A 16963-nucleotide genomic window follows, 5' to 3' on the forward strand; every position below is an offset into this window, starting at 1 on the left:
GGTGGCCGGGTAGTTTGGATGCCCGTCAATGACCCATCGCTATCGGAATCACCGTCGATATCGATATCGATATCGATATCGAGTTCCCGGCTTCCCATCGGACCTCGATCCCGATCCCGATCCTGCCGCGGTGGCCGGGAGGATTGGATGCCCGTCAAAGACTCATCGCTATCGGAATCACAGTCGGTATCGATATCGATATCGATATCGATACCGAGCTCTCGGCTTCCCATCTGATCTCGATCCCGATCCCGATAGCGATCCCGATCTCCACCTCTGCCGCGGTGGCCGGGTAGTTTAGATGCCCGTCGATGACTCATCGCTATCGGTATCGCTATCGCTATCGATATCGAACTCTTGGCCTTCCAGCGGACCTCGATCCCGATAGCGATCCCGATCCCGATCCTGCCGCGGTGGCCGGGTAGTTTGGATGCCCGTCAATGACCCATCGCTATCGGAATCACCGTCGATATCGATATCGATATCGATATCGAGTTCCCGGCTTCCCATCGGACCTCGATCCCGATCCCGATCCCAATTCTGCCATGGTGGCCGAGAGGATTGGAAGCCCGTCGAGGACCCATCGCTATCGGAATCACAGTCGATATCGATATCGATATCGATATCGAGTTCTCGTCTTCCCATCGAACCTCGATCCCGATCCCGATCCCGATAGCGATCCCGATCCCAATACTGCCATGGTGGCCGAGAGGATTGGAAGCCCGTCGCGGACCCATCGCTATCGGAATCACAGTCGATATCGATATCGATATCGATATCGAGTTCTCGGCTTCCCATCGGACCTCGATCCCGATCCCGATCGCGATGACACCAAGCGCCCCGCACGATCCATCGCTATCGCTTTCGAGAGATCGGCTTCCCATCGGACCTCGATCCCGATCCCGATGACAGCAAGCGCCCCGCACGATCCGTGCGGGGCGCTTGGCTTGATAAGCTGCGGACGGAGGGCTAGAAGCCCGCCGTGAACATGAGATACATCCAGCTCTGGGCGTCGCCGCCCGGCGCGATGTTGTCCGTGGGCGTGAACATGCTGTAGCCCAGGTTGACGCCGAAGTTGCCCATTTTCTTGGCCAGGCTGAAGTCGAATTCGCTGCCCAGATCCGTGTTCCCCTCGAAGCCCGTGTCCTCGACAAAGCTGAACATGTGGTAGTCCAGCTTGTAGGCCAGGCCCAGGGGCAGGCTGCCCCAGAAGTTGACCTGGATGTCGTTCAAGCCCGCCGTGGAGCCGCTGTAGACGGGGCCGGCGATGTCCATGTAGCCGTGGAACTTGTGCGCAGTCGGGTACAGCTCCTGCCACTCCGTCATGTCGCCTGAGGTGTCGCGGCCGCTCATGCTCTCGTAGCCGAAGCCCACCTTGTCCAGCCAGCCCAGGCCCAGCTCCCAGCTGGCGTCCAGGCCGTACATCATGCCGGCATAGTCCATGTCGGCGGCACCCTGCTCATTCGTGCCCATCTGGGTGCCGAAGTTGAAGTTGACGCCCAGCTTGTCGAAGTAGGTGTTGTCGTAGTGCAGGCCGATGGTGCTGCGCACGTTCTTCTTTTCGGCCGCGTTCTCGCCGAAGTCGTCGTTGTGGTAGAAGAGGTCGATGCGCCGGCCCAGGATGTTGGCGAAGTAGAGGCCCCAGGCCGTCTGGTCCATGTTGGCCGCCGCCATCTCGTTCACCTTGAGGCCGTAGAAGTGGATGCCCACCAGGTCCAGGCCCGTGTAGCCCAGCTTCCACCCCTCGAAGGAGCGGCCCACGTTGTTCCAGTCCACGGCGCCGAAGAAGCGCTGGTCGGCCATGGGCATCTCGAAGCGGCCGGCCTTGATCTCCAGGCCGGAGAGCTCCTGGCAGGCCCAGGTGAAGTAGCCCTGGTGCAGGCCCAGCTTGCTGTCCTCGGCCAGGGTGCCGCTGCTGCCGTGGCTGCCTCCCACCGTGCGGCTGTCCTGGGCCTGGATGTGGATCTTAAGCCCTTCCTGCGGGGTGACGGTGGCGCCCAGGCGCGTGCGCAGCACGGCCTTGTTGTAGGCGTCCACGTCGCTGTCGAATGGGGGTACGAACTTGCCATGAGCAGGGCTCCAGACAAAATTGCTGTTCTCCATGCGATAGCGGACCTGGCCGTCGAAGGCCACGTCCGCGGCCTGGGCCAGGGTGGCCAGGGCCAGGACGGACAGCATCAATCCTTGCTTCATTAGTGAGTCCTCCAGTTGGATTGGGGTGTTGCACGATCGTCGGTTTGGGGTGTCGCACGATTCCGGCGGGATGCGTGAGAGCGGAAAGACCCGGCCGAAGGGGGCGCGGGGGCCGTTCGGCGGGTCTTGGAGAAATGCCTTGTCCAGGGTGTCCTGGGCGCACTCATAGGCTTCCGGTGTTGGACTGACTTGGCTTGGCGACGGGGCCGGCGGCCCCTGCCGCTGCTCAACCCGCGTTAAAATTAGGTTAAGGGCGAGAGCGTGTCAACAGGACGAGCGCGGTCCCCATGGCCTGCGCTCATTCCTTGAAGAGCGAGGTCCAGGCCTCCGCTGCCAGGCGGGGCCTGGCGAGCAGGGCGAGGTTCTCCTCGATGTGTTCGCGGCTCTTCATCCCCACCAGCGCCGCGCCCAGGCCCTCGGTCGAGAGCACCACCTGCAGCGCCTGTTGGGCGGGGGACAGGCCCGGCATGCGCTCGCGAAAGTAGGCGGGCAGCCCGCTGGTGAGCTGGCCCTGGCCCAGGCTGAGCAGGCCACAGAGCCATACCCCCTCGTCGGCGGCCAGGTGGCGCAGGTCGCGGCCGCCGGAGCGCAGGTTGAGCAGGTCCAGGGCGGCCAGGCTGTAGGGCAGTTGCAGGGCGCGCAGGCCGTGCTCCCCGCCGCCCGCCGCCTGGCGGGCCAGGGCCAGCAGCTCGGCCAGATCAAGAATGGATTGGCCTTCCGCCTTGGCGCGGAAGCCCTCGAGGCTGCAGATGCCGTAAGCGCCGATGAGACCCTCGCCGCGCAGCTCCTCGCAGGCGACGAAAGCGTTGAGCAGCACGGCGCGCCAGCGCTCCCGCGGCCAGACCTTGAGTCCCGTCTCGGGGGCGTCCAGCATGAGCAGGTCGAAGGAGGCCAGCCCGCACAGGCGGCGGGCCATCTCCAGCTGGTGGCGCAGCCAGGCCGGATGCAGGCTCCAGACCTGCCCCACCAGATCCTCCCGCGTGAGGCCGGTGGCGGGCAGGATCTCCCGCTCGAGCAGGACGGCCGGCTCCTCCTCCTTGCGGTCGAAGGCCAGCCAGCCGGCATGGGTGGCCACCACCAGCTCCTCGCGGCGCAGCGAGCCCCTCCCCAGCGCGCGCTGCAAGGCGCGCCCCACGGACGCCTGGCTGCGGCGGTGGCGGTAGGCGGGGCTGGTGTCGAGCAGGTTGAGGCCCCCCGCCAGCACCTGCTCGAGGGCGCGCTCGAGCTTGGAGTCGACGATGTTCTTCACTTCGCCGGGCAGGCTGCCCCAGCCCAGGCGGGAGACGCTCCAGCCGGGACCGGGAGCCCAGGCGCCCTCCGGCAGACGGGCCGCGCAGCGCGCGGCGGTGGCCACGGGGCAGGCCAAACCGCTCCACTGGCTCATCGGGACCTTCCGGGATTGTGGTACTTTCCTCCGCCGACGTGAGACAAGGTACCACACAAGGGGGGCGGCATGGACGCGGTGATGGCCAGGCTGGACGCAAGGCGCGACGAGCACCTGGAGGAGCTGAGGCGCCTGCTCGCCTTCCCCTCCGTCTCCACGGATCCGCAGTGCAAGGAGGCGGTGCGGGACTGCGCCCTCCACCTGCGCGACCAGCTGCTGGCCATGGGCCTGGCCGACGCCCGCCTGCACGAGACGCCCGGCCATCCCATCCTCACCGCCTCCTGGCGGCAGCGGCCCGGCGCCCCCACCGTCCTCGTCTACGGCCACTACGACGTGCAGCCGGTGGATCCGCTCGAGCTGTGGACCCACCCGCCCTTCGCCGCCACCCTGGTGGGGGACCGTCTGGTGGCGCGCGGCGTGGCCGACGACAAGGGCCAGGTCTTCTGCCACCTCAAGGCGCTGGAGGCCCTGCTGGCCGAGGAGGGTGGCCTGCCCCTCAACGTCGTCCTGCTCATCGAGGGGGAGGAGGAGATCGGCAGCCCCAACCTGGGTCCCTTCCTGGCGGCCAACCGCGACCTGCTCGCCGCCGACTGCGCTGTCATCAGCGATACGGCCATGTTCGCCGAGGGCCGCCCCGGCATCACCTACGGATTGAAGGGCCTGGCCTACCTGGAGCTGGAGCTGGAGGGCCCCTCCCTCGACCTGCACAGCGGCAGCTTCGGCGGACCGGTGGTCAACCCGCTCAATGTGATGGCCGATCTGCTCGCCTCCCTCAAGGACGGGCAGGGCCGCGTCGCCGTGCCCGGCTTCTACGACAAGGTGCTGCCCCTCTCCGCCGAGGAGCGCCGCGCCTTCGCCGCCCTTGAGTTCGACGAGGCCGCCTTCCGCGCCTCCCTGGCCGTGGACGGGCTGCGCCCGGAGGAGGGCTGGACGCCGCTCGAGCATCTGTGGGCGCGCCCCACCTGCGACGTCAACGGCTTCATGGGCGGCTTCACGGGAGAGGGGGCCAAGACCGTCCTGCCCGCCCGCGCCGCCGCCAAGGTGAGCTTCCGCCTCGTGCCCGACCAGGATCCGGCCGAGGTGGCCGACCTGGTCGAGGCCCATTGGCGCCGCCGCCTGCCGGCCGGCGTCCGCTTGACGGTCAAGCGCCACCACGCCGGCAAGCCCGTGCTGACGCCCATCGACCATCCGGCCGTGCGGGCCGGGATGGCCGCCCTCGAGCGCGGCTTCGGGGCCAAGCCCGTCTACATGAGGGAAGGCGGCTCCATCCCCATCGTCGCCTCCTTCGACGAGGTGCTCGGGCTCAAGACCGTGCTGATGGGCTTCGGCCTGCCCGACAGCCGCTGCCACAGCCCCAACGAGAATCTCAGCCTGGCCAACATTTTCGGCGGGATGAAGGCGGCGGCCTGGTTCTACCGGCTGCTGCCGGGACAGATGGGGACGGCATGAGTGTAGCAGCCTGTCGGACTTGGCCACTTGGCGGTCTTCATCGCCCCAACCGGTCCGGATTTTCCGCAATTTTCTTGAACAGACCACCAGTATGCCCCGCGAAAATTCCGAAAAACCGGCCTCGATTTGGGCGCGAATCCCATCCAAAGCCCAAGCCCGACAGGCTGCCTGCCCCCATCGCCCGCGCGGCCCGGCGCCCTGCCGCCCGCTGGCTGGTGTTCGCCGGGCTGCTGGCAATCCTGTGGGGCTGCCGCGGGGAGGAGGGGGCCAGCGTGCCGGTGCGGCGCGGCCCCTTCGAGGTGCGCCTGGTCGAGGCGGGCAGCATCTCCGCCCTTCATTCCACCACCATCGACGTGCCCGCCCTGCGCATGAACATGCAGATCCTCTGGCTGGTGGAGGAGGGGAGCAGCGTCGAAGCGGGCGACACCCTGGTCAGGTTCGACGCCACCGAGGCGCGCAAGCAGGTGGAGGAGAAGGAGGCCGGCCTCGACATCGCGCTGGCGGCCCTGCGCAAGGGCGAGGCCGAGCACGAGTCGGAGATGGCCTCGCTCAAGAGCACCCTCACCTATGACAGCATCTCCTGGCGCCTGTCGCGCTTGCAGGCCGACCGTTCCCGCTGGGAGAGCGAGGTGGCCCGCCAGGAGGCGGAGCTGCAGTTCCACCAGTCCACCCTGGCGCTGGAGAAGTCGCTGGCGCGGAGCCGGGCCCAGGAGACGATCGGCCGCGAAAGCCTGGGCAGCCTGGAACTGAAGGTGGCGCAGGCCCGCGCCGAGCTGGCCACGGCGCGCCAGTCCCTTGAGCAGATGGTCATCCGTGCCCCCCAGCGCGGCATGGTCGTCTATCTGCCCATCTGGAAAGGCGACCGCATGGGCAAGGTCAAGGCGGGCGACACGCCCTGGCGCGGCTCCTCCATTCTCGAGCTGCCCGACTTCGACACCATGCTGGTGGATCTGCGCGTCAACGAGGTGGACGTGGGCCTGGTCAAGGTGGGGGATTCCTGCGGCGTGGCGCTGGACGCCTGGCCGGACCGCCGCTTCAGCGGCCGCGTGCTGGACATGGGCGTCCTGGCCAGCGAGCGGGACGACGAGAGCGGGATCAAGGCTTTCGACCTGCGCGTGCGCCTCGACCAGTCCGACCCCATCCTCAAACCGGGCATGAACGCCCGCGCCACCATTTTTGGCTTCCGCGAGGAGGACGCCCTCACCGTGCCGGTGGAGGCCCTGCACCAGGACGAGGCCGGCTGGCACGTCTGGCTTGCCGGCAAGGACGGGGCGCGGCGGCAAGCGATCGAGCCGGGGCCGGGCGACGGCGACCGTGTCCTGGTGCAATCCGGCCTGGCGGAGGGAGACGCCGTGCTGCTGGGAGGGCAGGAACGGCGCACCCCCGGCGCCAGGAGCTCCGCACCGCCCCCGGCGACGGCGGGGGGCGGGCGGCCGTGATCCCCGGGTCCCGCGTCCTGCTGCTCTCCTGGCGCGAGGGCCGCCGCAGCCTGGCGGGACACAAACTGCGCACGGCCCTCACCATGTTGGGCATGATCTTCGGCGTGGGGGCGGTCATCGCCATGCTGGCCATTGGCGAGGGGGCGCGCCGCCAGGCCCTCGAGCGCCTCAAGCGCCTGGGGGCGGAGAACATCCTGATCGAGGCCCTGCCCGCCGACCAGATTCCCCCCGAGGACAGGCCGCTCAACTCGCCCGGCCTGCAACGCCGGGACATGGCGGCCATCCTCGGCCTCTTGCCCGACGCCCGGGCCAGCGCCAGCCTCAAGCGTGAGCTGCCCCTCCAACTGGGGCGCCGCCGGCTGAAGGGACCCGTGCGCGGCGTGGACGAGGATTACCTGGACCTCTTTCCCGGCCTGGCCGTGCGGGGCCGGCCCCTCGCCGCCCACGACGGGCGCCACGCCTCCCGCGTCTGCCTGCTCAGCGCCACGGCCCAGGCGCAATTGGGCGGCGGCGACGGACTGCTGGGCCGCCAGGTCAAGCTGGGCGGCGAGTGGTACCAGGTGGTGGGCGTCATGGCCAGCGCGCCCGAGGGCGGCGCCGCCCAGGGCGGCCCCTCCAGCCAGGAAGCAGGCGGAAACAAGGGGGTGGAGGGCGGCGAGGATCCGGTCCTCGCCTGGATTCCTTTCGCCACCATGGCGACCCGCCATGCCCCGGAGGGGCGCGCCGGGCGGGTGGACCAGGTGGTGGTGCGCGCCGCCTCCGCCGAGCGGGTGGCCGAGACGGCCCGCCTGGTGCGGGCGGTGATCGAGCGGCGGCACCTGGGAGCGCGCGACACGCGCCTGACCGTTCCCCTGGAGCTGATCCGCCAGCAGCAGGCCACCCAGCGCATGTTCAACCTGGTGATGGGGGCCATCGCCTCCATCTCCCTCATCGTGGGCGGCATCGGCATCATGAACATCATGCTGGCGGGCGTGCTGGAACGGACGCGGGAGATCGGCGTGCGCCGGGCGCTGGGCGCCACCGCCGCCGAGGTGGAGCTGCAGTTCCTGGTGGAGGCTGTTCTCATCTCGGTGGGGGGCGGCCTGGCCGGCATTGCCCTGGGTCTTGCCCTCGCCCGGGGGATCAGCGGCCTGGCGGGCTGGGAGACGGCCGTCCAGCCCTGGAGCGTGGCCCTCGCCTTCGGCGTCTCCGTCCTCATCGGCCTCGCCTTCGGCCTGATGCCGGCCCGCAGCGCCGCCCGCCTGGACCCCATCGAGGCCCTCCGCCATGAGTAGTCGGAGTGTCTTCAGCATCCTCCTCGTCCTGCTGGGCCTCCAGGCCGGCCGCCTGCCCGCGGAGGAGCAGGAGACCCACCCCCCGCCCGCGGGCCTGCTCGATCTTGAAGAGGCCTTGGCCCGTGCCCTGGCCGGCCACCGCGAGGTGGAGGGAGCCCGTCTGGCGTTGCTCGAATCCCGCCTGGCCCGCGAGGCGGCGCGCTTGCGCCTCACCCCCCGTCTCACCCTCACCCTGCGCGCCCCCTCCATCATCGATTCGCGCAACGAGACCTGGACCGCCCAGGGGGATTCCCTGCGCCTCGTCTGGGTGGACTGGAACCAGCGGCGGGAGAGCGGCGGCCTGGCCCTCAACCAGGAGCTGCCCCTGGGCACGCGCCTGGGCCTCTCCGCCGACACCTGGCATCGCCGTTCCGACACGGGCAGCTTCGACGAGGAGTACGGCGGCGCCTGGTCGGCGCGTGTCCGCCAGAGCCTGCTGCCCCGTTCCCTGCTCCTGGGCGACCTGGTCGAGAGCGGGCGGGAGGCGGAGCAGGCCGGATTGGAAGCCCTCGAACAGCTGGCGGACTTCCGCCACCGCGTCGCCCTTGCCTTTCTCGCCCTGCTGCAGCGGCAGGAGGGCATGGCCCTGGCCCGCCAGGACCTGAGCGTCTCCCGGGGCAACCTGGAGCGGGCCGCCTCCCGCTTCGAGGCCGGCCTCATCGCCGAGAGCGACTATCTCAAGGTGGAGCTGGACGACCTGCGCCTGCGTGCCTCCTTCCAGACGGATTCCCTGGCGACCGTGCTGGCGGGGCGCGATTTCATGCGCCTGCTGGGGGGGACCGAGGCGACGGCCCCGCCCCTGGATCCCCGCCTGCCCGCCGCAGCCGGGCCGCAGGACCGCGCCGCCCTGGCCGCCTTGCTCGCGGCGGGCAACGCCGGGTTGGCCCGCCAGCGGCTGGAGAGCCTCAAGGCGCGCCGGGAGCAGCGCCGCGCCCGGGTGGACCGCCTGCCCGAGCTGGAGCTGGACGCCGCCTGGACCTGGCGCGAGGAGGGCGGGAACTGGCTGTGGCGGCCCGACGAGCCGGTCCTCGACCGCTCCATCAGCCTCGATCTCAGCTGGCCCCTCCTGGCCGGGGGCGAGCGCGGGCGGGCCCTCCGCAGCGCCGGGATCCACCTGCGGCGCCAGGAGTTGCGTCTGCGCGAGCTGGAGGAGAGTCTGGCCGCGACCCTGGAGCAGTTCTGGTTGCGAAGCGAGGAGCTGCGCCTGCAGGCACCGCTGCTGGAGCGCCAGCTGGAGCTGGCCGAGCGGGACGCCGCAATCAGCCGGGAGCGCTTCGCCGCCGGCCAGATCACCAGCCAGGACCTGATTGACGCCGACCGCGCCCTCTCCCGCGCCCGCCTGCAGGCGCTGGAGATGCGCGTGGCCCAGGTCCGCGTCCGCCTCGACCTGGAACGGCTGACCGGCCAGGACCGGGAGGCCGTGCGGCTCGTGCTGGAGGAACAGGCCATCGGACAGTATCCAGTGCCCAGTGGCCAGTGGCCACTGACCACTTATCACTGACCACTGCCCATGCTGCCCGACCTGCACCTGCATACCCCCCGCTGCCGGCACGCTGTCGGCGAGCCGGATGAATACGCCCAGGCAGCCTGGAAGGCCGGCCTGCGCCGCATCGTCTTCACCGACCACGCCCCCCTCGACGACCGCATGGATCTGGTCCATCGCATGGCCTGCGCCGAACTGGAGGCCTATCATGACCAGATTCGCGCCCTGGCCGCGGCCTGGCGCGGGCGGCTCGAGATCGGAGTGGGGCTGGAGGTGGACTGGCTGGAGGGCTTCCAGGAGATCAACCGCGCCGTGGTGGGGGCGCGGGACTGGGACCTCTGCCTGGGCAGCGTCCATTTCATCCCGGGAGCGCAGGGCTGGGATTTCATCATCCGCTGCGCGCCGGAGCGCGAGTCGGCGGTGCTGGAAGCCTACTGGCAGGCCTGGGGCGACGCCGCGGCGAGCGGGCTTTTCCACGCCATGAGCCATCCCGACGTCTACCGGATGATCGAGCGGGAGCCCCTCCCCGGCGAACGCGAGCTGGCCTGCCGCGCCCTGGACCGCGCCGCGCGGGCCGGGGTGGCGGTGGAGTGCAACACCAGCCTCTTGCGCAAGGGCGCGGCCACCCTTTACCCCGCCCCCTGGCTGTTGGAGGAGGTGCTGGCGCGCGGCATGCCCCTCACCAGCGCCTCCGATGCCCACCACCCGGAGCAGGCCGGGTCGGGCTTCGCCCTCCTGGCGGAGCTGGCCCGGCGGGATGCCCGCGTCTGCTTCACGGACTTTCGACAGGGAGTTCCCCGCCCCATCCCGACCCCGCGACTCTGAACGCAGGCGGGACGCGGAGGGTGTTGACCGCCGTGCCGGCCACCGCAGGACCCCACCCGGGCAGGAGGGTCAGAAGCGCGTGCCCTGCTGCAGGTCGGCCAGGGTGTGCTCGTAGATCATCTTCCGCACGCCCGCCAGCTGCGGCTCCCAGAGATGGTGCATGCAGCAGGGGTTCTGGTCGTCGCAGCTGGGGTAGCCCAGCACGCAGCGGTGGTAGTTGGCCAGGCCCTCCACCACCTCGACGATCTGATGGAGATGGATCTGGTCCAGGGGCCGCGCGATGCGGTAGCCCCCGCGCTTGCCCTGGGTGGAGCTGAGCAGGCCCGCCTGGCTGAGCTGGGTCATGAGGCGGGCCAGGTATTTATAGGGGATTTCCAGCTTCTCCGCCAGCCGGGCCACGGACATCAACTCGTCCGGCTGGCGGGCCATGTAGGACATGGCGCGGATGGCATACTCGGTGGTCTTGGACAGACGCATGATCTTCCTGACATGAATGATGACGGCGCGGGGGCCGGACCACATCCAACCTCGGCCCCAAGGTAGCAGTTCGGGCCGGGCCGCGAGCTTGCTACATTCCCCCTGCGGGCGTCGGACCCGCCCACAGCCAAGCAGGAAGGACGCCATGCGGCAACGCGAGCCGGAGCCCACCCTTGACCATGCCCGGGAGCACGGGCTGACCGATGAGGAATTCGCCCGCATCCATGAGATCCTCGGTCGCGCCCCCAGCTGGGCGGAGCTGGGTGTCTACAGCGTGATGTGGTCCGAGCACTGCTCCTACAAGAACTCCATCGCCCGCCTCAAGACCCTGCCCCGCTCGGGCGGGCGCCTCCTGGTGGAGGCGGGGGAGGAGAACGCCGGCCTCGTGGACATCGGGGACGGCCTGGCCGTGGCCTTCAAGATCGAGAGCCACAACCACCCCTCCGCCGTGGAGCCCTACCAGGGCGCCGCCACCGGAGTGGGCGGCATCATGCGCGACATCTTCACCATGGGCGCGCGCCCCATCTGCAGCCTCAACTCGCTGCGCTTCCCCGCCCTCTCCCACGACACGACGCGCTGGCTGGTGGACGGCATCGTGCGCGGCATCGGCGACTACGGCAACTGCCTGGGCATTCCCACGGTGGGCGGCGAGGTGCAGTTCGACGCCGCCTACAACGGCAATCCCCTGGTCAACGCCATGACGGTGGGCATCGTCCGCCACGACCAGACGGCCAGCGCCGTGGCGCGGGGGGCGGGCAACCCCGTCTTCCTGGTGGGCGCCTCCACCGGCCGCGACGGCATCCATGGCGCCACCTTCGCCAGCGTCGAGCTGTCGCAGGAGAGCGAGGAGAAGCGCTCCAGCGTCCAGGTGGGAGACCCCTTCTCCGAGAAGCTGCTGCTCGAGGCCACGCTGGAAATGATCCAGTCCGGCGATCTGGTGGGCATCCAGGACATGGGGGCGGCGGGGATCACCTGCTCCTGCAGCGAGATGAGCGCCAAGGGGGAGGCCGGCATCCGCATCGAGATCGAGCGGGTGCCCCAGCGCGAGAGCGGCATGACGGCCTACGAGGTGCTGCTCTCGGAATCCCAGGAGCGCATGCTGGTCGTGGTGAGCAAGGGGCGCGAGGAGACGGTGCGGCGCATCTGCGCGCGCTGGGACATCCACTGCGCCCAGATCGGGGAGGTGACGGACACGGGCCGCTTCGAAGTCTTCCACCACGGGGAGCGGGTGGTGGACGTCCCCGCCCACTCGCTCGTCCTGGGCGGCGGCGCCCCCGTCTACCAGCGCGAATGGCGCGAGCCGGCCGACCACGCCCGGCACCGTGGGCGCGATCTGTCCACCGTGCCGCCGCCCGCCGATCTGGGCGCCGAACTGCTGGCCCTGCTGGCCCATGAGAATGTTTGCAGCCGGCGCTGGATCTACCGCCAGTACGACCACATGATCGGCACCGCCACCGAGATCCGTCCCGGCGCCGACGCCGCCGTGGTGCGGATCAAGGGCACGGACAAGCGTCTGGCGGTGGCCGTCGACTGCAATGCCCGCCTTGTGCAACTGGACCCGCGCCGCGGCGCCCGCGCCGCCGTGGCCGAGGCGGCCCGCAACATCGCCTGCGCCGGGGCCGTGCCGCTGGCCATCACCAACTGCCTCAACTTCGGCAACCCCTACGATCCCGAGATCTATTGGCAGTTCCGCGAGGCGGTGGACGGCATGGGTGAGGCCTGTCGCGCCTTTGACACGCCGGTGACGGGCGGCAACGTCAGCTTTTACAACGAAAGCCCGCACGGGGCCGTCCATCCAACTCCCGTCATCGGGATGGTGGGCCTGCTCGAGGGCGTGGAGCCCGTGCCCTCGGCCTTCCGCGGGGAGGACGAGCTGGTCCTTCTGGCGGGGAGGCCGGACAGTGCCCTGGGGGGCAGCCTCTTCCTTGAGCGGCGACTGGGGGAACTGACCGGTGCCGTGCCCGAGGTGGACCTGGAGCACGAGTGCGCCCTGCAAGCCTTCCTGGCGGCGGCGGCGGCGGCCGGCCTGCTGCGCAGCGCCCACGACGTGTCCGAGGGCGGGCTGGCCGTCACCCTGGCCGAGGCCTGCCTGCTCGACGAGACGCGCCAGGTGGGCTGCACGGTCGACCTCGCGCCGCTGCTCGCGCCCGGACTGGACGCCCCGCGCCTCCTCTTCGCCGAGACGCCGGGGCTGGTCGTCCTCAGCGCGTTGCCCGAGCATCGGGCCGAGCTGGCCGATCTGGCGCGGCGGCACGGCCTGCCCCTGCGCGAGATCGGCGCCACGGGCGGCGACCGCCTCCTGATCGAAGGCATGGTGGATCTGGCCGTGACGGGCATGGCCGAAACCTGGTGGACCAGCCTGGAGCGCCGCCTGGAGCAATCATGAAAGCGGACCGGCCGAGCGCGGCGGAATTGCCTTCCCCCGGGGGCGGGCCCGTCGCGCCGGATGCCCCCGTGGCGGAGACGCCGCCGCCCCGCCGTCGCCGCCGCTGGCTGCGGCGCCTTTTCCTCAGCGCCCTGCTGGCCGCGGCCGTCCTGCTCCTCGGCGCCGCTGTTCTTCTGCAGGATCAGCGCGTGGGGCTCCTGCTGGGCGACCAGCTGGGCGCCGCCCTGGGCACGAGCGTCAGCCTGGACTTCGAGCGGCGCGGACTGCGCCATTGGGAGCTGCGCAACGTGGAAGTGGGCGGCGACAGCCTGGGCCGCCCGTTTCTGCAGGCCGCCCGCATCGGTTTCTACCCCCGTCCCGGCTTCATGCTTGAGAAGCGCCTGCGCCTGGACTCCCTGGTCGTGGCGGGCCTGACCCTCAACCTCAGCTGGCAGGACAGCCTGCTTCTCCCCGCCTGGCTGGATCTGGCGAACGAGGCGGGGGAGGACAGCAGCATGGCCGATCCCCTCCGCCACCTGCGCCTGTTGGCCGACAGGGGCTGGGTGGTGGACTCCACCCGCCTCATCCTGCGCGACCTGCGCCTGACCCTGGCCGGCCATCAAGGCGGACGGCCCCTCGACCTGGCCAGTCCAACCTTCGGCCTTGACCTGCGCCTGCCCCGCCTGGAGCCGAATGCCCTGCGGGAGGTGGCCGCAGGCCGGGTGCCGCCCCAGCTGCTCGCCGGCATGCTGCTGGGCTGGTCCGGGCCATGGCAGGACGCCGCACCCGGCCTTGACCTGCGTCCCCTGCCCCTGCCGCCCGGCCTCCGGCAAGCCCTGGCCGCCACCGGCCTGGACATGGCCCGCGGCCCGGATCTGCTGCAGCAGATCGACCTGAGGCTGGACCTGGTCCGTGACACCCTGCACCTGGGCGCGAGCCTCGATCTGCGGCCGCGCGATCTCATCCTCAATTGGGAGGGCCGCGCCACGCCGCTGCCGGAGCGCTTCCGCACCTCCGTGGAACTGGCCTGGCCCGTCCGCGAGAATCCCCTGCGCGCCGACGCCGTGCTTGATCTGCTGCTGGTGGGCGAGGGGCTGGCCACCGACGGACGCCTGGAGGCCGCCCTGCGGCAGGTCGAGGACGGCTGGGAGGCGCAGGCCGACTGGTCGCAGCGCTTGGCCCTCGACCTGGATCGCCTGGGCGAACTGGGCCGCGCTTTGGAGCTGCCGCCCCTGGGCGGCACCCTGGAGCTGGAACTGGGCGGCACCTTGCGCCTGACCCTGTCCGAGGATTTCGGCACGGGGCAGGGCGCCTGGGAGGAGGTCCTGCGCCTGACGGCGGCCCGCCTGGAGCTGCCCGCCGCGGGACTGGCCGCCGAGGGGCTGGTCCTGCGTCAGGAACTGCGCGGGGATCTCGAGCTGGCCCATCCCCTGCCGCGGCAACCCCGCCTGGAGCTGAGCGCCAGCCTGGAGCGCCTGCTCCTCGCCCAGCCCCCCTTCGACGATCCCCAAGGCCTCGAGCTGCGCCTGGTGGTGGCAGGGTCCGGTCCGCGCGACAGCCTGGAGCTGGCGGCGGACCTGTCGGTGGCATCGTGGCAGGGCGGACGCATCGACCTCAGCGCCAATGGCCGGCTGCCCTCCCTGGCGGACTGGGCGGAGGATCTGGCGGCCTGGCAGGAGCAGCCGCAGCGCTTCCAGGATCTCCCTCTGCGCCTGGACCTGGAGACGAGCCGCCTGTCCCTGGACGGCCTGGATCCATCCCTCGGCGGCGGGCTGCGCGTCGCGGCGCAGGTGGAGGCGGGACATGGCCTGCGCTTCCAACTGGAGGCGATCCCCGGCGACCTGCAACTGGACGCCGCCGGACGCCGCCTCGACCTGCCCCTGCACCGGCTGGAGATCTCCGGCGGCGCCCGCCTGGGCGACCTGTTCGCTCCTGTCCCCTGGCCGGACACGCTGTGGGCCGAACTGCGGCCCGAGCCCCTGCCCGCGCTGCAACTGCGCCTGGGCCGGACAGCGGACGGCGCCCGCCTCAAGGTGGACTGGACCCGGCTGGACCTGCCCCGCCTGATCGCCCTGCTGCCGCTGGAGTGGCGCCCCAGCGGAGTGAGTGTCGAGGCGGCGACGGCCGGCGGCGCCGCCGATCTGCACCTGGGCCGCCAGGGCGAGCCCCTGGGTGGCGAGCTGCGCCTCACCGTGGCGGGCGGCCGCCTGCGCGTGCCGGGCTGGCTGGCCGATGATGTGGGAGGAGAGGCCGTCTGCCAGCTGGACACCCTGGGCGCCGATTGGAGCCTGGACCTGCAGCTGGCCAGCCTGCAGATGGCCGATCCCGCCTGGTCCTGGGAGGGGTTCAGCCTGGCCGGCGCGGGGCGCCTGGATCTTCCCCTCAGCCTGGCGCTGGGCGACAGCCTCTGGCTGGAGCCCGGCCGCGGCGGCGCCCTCGCCGCGGGAGGGGACCTGCGCCTGGGCCTCGCCTCGCTGGATCTGGCGGGCCTTGTCTCGGTCCGGCTGGACGACTGGCGTGGCACCAGGCCGGACCTGGTGACGATGGAGCTGGGCCTGGGCGGCCGCCGCCTGCTGCGGCCCTGGCCGGGGCTGCAAATGGGCGGGCGCGTGAACCTGACCCAGCGCCTGGAGCGCCGCCCGGACGGCCTCTACGCCGTGGTGGGCGATCTGGTATGCCGCATCGACTCCCTCGATTGGCGGCAGGAGGCCCGGGTGACGGAACTGGCGCTCGACCTGCCCTTCACCCAGGTCTTCGCCCTGGAACCGGCCTTCGCGCTGGCCAGCGACCGCCGGCGCCAGCCGGTGGATTGGAACTCCCTGCGCGGCTGGGACCGGCGGCAGCCCGATTTCGAGGCCGATCCCCAGCGCCGGGCCGCGCTGCGGCAAGGGCGGGGCTGGCCCCTGCGCATCGCCCGGGTCCGCTATGGCGAATGGTCGATGGAAGCCCTGAGCGCCGACCTGCGCATCGGGCAGGGCCGGCTCGACCTGCCCGAGTTCCGCTTCACGCTCTTGGGCGGAGGCGTGCGCGGCGCCATGGAGCTGGTGGGCCTGGACAACACCAGCTACGCCCTGGACTGCTCGTTGATCGGCCTGGACAGCCGCCATTTCGAGTTCGGCGGAGGGGCCGGCGGTGGCGGGGCCGCGCAGGGTCTGGTCAACGCCGTCCTGCACCTGGAGGGCGCCGGCCTGGACCTCAGGTCGCTGGACCAGCTCCGCGGCCAGTTGCGCATGCCCGACCTGGACCGTCAGGTGACGCTCAACCTGCTGCGGGCGCTGGACGCCCAGGGCGTGGATCCCAGCATCGGCAAGGTGCGCCGCCTGCTGGAACTGCCCGGCTTCCGCTATCGCGTGGAGCGGGTCGACTTCGACGTCGCCCACGGCTTCGCCCGGCCGCGCGTGTCCTTGCGCAAGAGCCCCTTCTCGCCGCTGCCCGACGTCGCCATCCCCATGAGTCCGCTGCCCCTGGGCTTCATGATCCGCAACTTCGCCCTGGCCGAGGAGGAGACCCCGTGAAACAGTGGCTGTGGCTGAGCCTGCTGGCCGGCGCCTGCTCCCTGCAGGCCCCCGAGATCAAGGTGACGGGGGAACGCAGCCTGCTCGAGAAGCAGGTGCTGGGATCCTACCAGAGTTTCGGACGCGAGATGTGGATGGCGACCTCCCTGCGCGGCCTGCCCGACTCGATGGCAACGGCGGGGGAGCGGGAGAACCTGCTCAAGTCGATCCGCCGCCGGCGCTTCAACCAGGACGACCGCCTGCGGCTGCTGGCCGCCGGCCAGCTGGGCGAGAACCGGGACGGGCGCCTGGAGCTGCTGGCCGCGGATTTGCCGCCCGGATCCGAGCGCAGCCTGCTCGAACGCGTCGTGGAGCAGGACAACCAGGACCGCGAGGTGCTGCTGGCCCGCCTGCGCCGTCTCTATCCGGAGCAGGATGCGGGCGAGCTGGCCCGCCTGTTCGCCGCCATCCAGCAGGACGAGGCGCCCCGGGGCGCCCGCATCCAGCGGGCGGACGGCAGCTGGACGGCCAAATGAGCAGG

At 70.8% G+C, this 16963-nt stretch carries 13 protein-coding genes; 8 read left to right on the top strand and 5 right to left on the bottom strand.

The window, feature by feature from the left end; all coding sequences use genetic code 11:
• From Q8O14_00780 to Q8O14_00795, 4 genes are all read right to left on the bottom strand, one after another.
• Positions 1 to 233 (bottom strand): hypothetical protein (locus Q8O14_00780; GenBank protein ID MDP2359274.1); only part of this gene is annotated, 233 nt, incomplete at its 3' end.
• Positions 234 to 297: 64 nt separating this feature from the next.
• Complete coding sequence (locus Q8O14_00785; protein ID MDP2359275.1) at positions 298 to 798, bottom strand: hypothetical protein; 501 nt, start codon at positions 796 to 798, stop codon at positions 298 to 300.
• 171 nt (positions 799 to 969) lie between these two features.
• Positions 970 to 2193 carry an alginate export family protein gene (locus Q8O14_00790; GenBank protein ID MDP2359276.1) on the bottom strand — a complete coding sequence of 408 codons (1224 nt, stop codon included), beginning with the start codon at positions 2191 to 2193 and terminating at the stop codon, positions 970 to 972.
• 298 nt (positions 2194 to 2491) lie between these two features.
• A complete protein-coding gene (locus Q8O14_00795; GenBank protein MDP2359277.1) occupies positions 2492 to 3577 on the bottom strand; it encodes an aldo/keto reductase in 1086 nt (361 codons plus the stop codon).
• Between the two features lie 69 nt (positions 3578 to 3646).
• Here Q8O14_00795 and Q8O14_00800 point away from each other — a divergent pair, with 69 nt between their 5' ends.
• The 5 genes from Q8O14_00800 to Q8O14_00820 all read left to right on the top strand — a co-directional run bounded on the left by Q8O14_00800 (position 3647) and on the right by Q8O14_00820 (position 10086).
• Positions 3647 to 5026 (top strand): dipeptidase, encoded by a 1380-nt coding sequence (locus Q8O14_00800; GenBank protein ID MDP2359278.1) that lies wholly within the window; start codon positions 3647 to 3649, stop codon positions 5024 to 5026.
• A gap of 272 nt (positions 5027 to 5298) precedes the next feature.
• Positions 5299 to 6465 (top strand): efflux RND transporter periplasmic adaptor subunit, encoded by a 1167-nt coding sequence (locus tag Q8O14_00805; GenBank protein ID MDP2359279.1) that lies wholly within the window; start codon positions 5299 to 5301, stop codon positions 6463 to 6465.
• Positions 6462 to 7739, top strand: coding sequence for an ABC transporter permease (locus tag Q8O14_00810; protein ID MDP2359280.1), 1278 nt, complete (start codon positions 6462 to 6464; stop codon positions 7737 to 7739). Before Q8O14_00805 ends, Q8O14_00810 begins: the two co-directional genes overlap by 4 nt.
• Positions 7732 to 9279 carry a TolC family protein gene (locus Q8O14_00815; protein MDP2359281.1) on the top strand — a complete coding sequence of 516 codons (1548 nt, stop codon included), beginning with the start codon at positions 7732 to 7734 and terminating at the stop codon, positions 9277 to 9279. Before Q8O14_00810 ends, Q8O14_00815 begins: the two co-directional genes overlap by 8 nt.
• A gap of 9 nt (positions 9280 to 9288) precedes the next feature.
• Positions 9289 to 10086, top strand: coding sequence for a histidinol-phosphatase (locus tag Q8O14_00820; GenBank protein ID MDP2359282.1), 798 nt, complete (start codon positions 9289 to 9291; stop codon positions 10084 to 10086).
• Positions 10087 to 10155: 69 nt separating this feature from the next.
• On the opposite strand, the gene Q8O14_00825 is transcribed toward Q8O14_00820, so the two are convergent.
• Positions 10156 to 10563, bottom strand: a complete 408-nt coding sequence (locus Q8O14_00825; GenBank protein MDP2359283.1) for an Rrf2 family transcriptional regulator — start codon at positions 10561 to 10563, stop codon at positions 10156 to 10158.
• Positions 10564 to 10708: 145 nt separating this feature from the next.
• On the opposite strand from Q8O14_00825, the gene purL reads away from it, so the two are divergent.
• Genes purL through Q8O14_00840 form a run of 3 tightly spaced genes read left to right on the top strand, consistent with a single transcriptional unit; the run spans position 10709 to position 16958 of the window.
• Positions 10709 to 12949, top strand: coding sequence for a phosphoribosylformylglycinamidine synthase subunit PurL (gene purL / locus Q8O14_00830; protein MDP2359284.1), 2241 nt, complete (start codon positions 10709 to 10711; stop codon positions 12947 to 12949).
• Positions 12946 to 16443: a hypothetical protein gene (locus tag Q8O14_00835; protein MDP2359285.1), complete on the top strand. Its 3498-nt coding sequence runs from the start codon at positions 12946 to 12948 to the stop codon at positions 16441 to 16443. Before purL ends, Q8O14_00835 begins: the two co-directional genes overlap by 4 nt.
• Positions 16440 to 16958, top strand: a complete 519-nt coding sequence (locus Q8O14_00840; protein MDP2359286.1) for a DUF1318 domain-containing protein — start codon at positions 16440 to 16442, stop codon at positions 16956 to 16958. The genes Q8O14_00835 and Q8O14_00840 overlap by 4 nt, the downstream gene beginning before the upstream one ends.
• The last annotated feature ends 5 nt before the right edge of the window (positions 16959 to 16963 follow it).

Source organism: bacterium (genome assembly GCA_030685015.1).
Taxonomy (GTDB): Bacteria; CAIWAD01; CAIWAD01; order CAIWAD01; family CAIWAD01; genus CAIWAD01.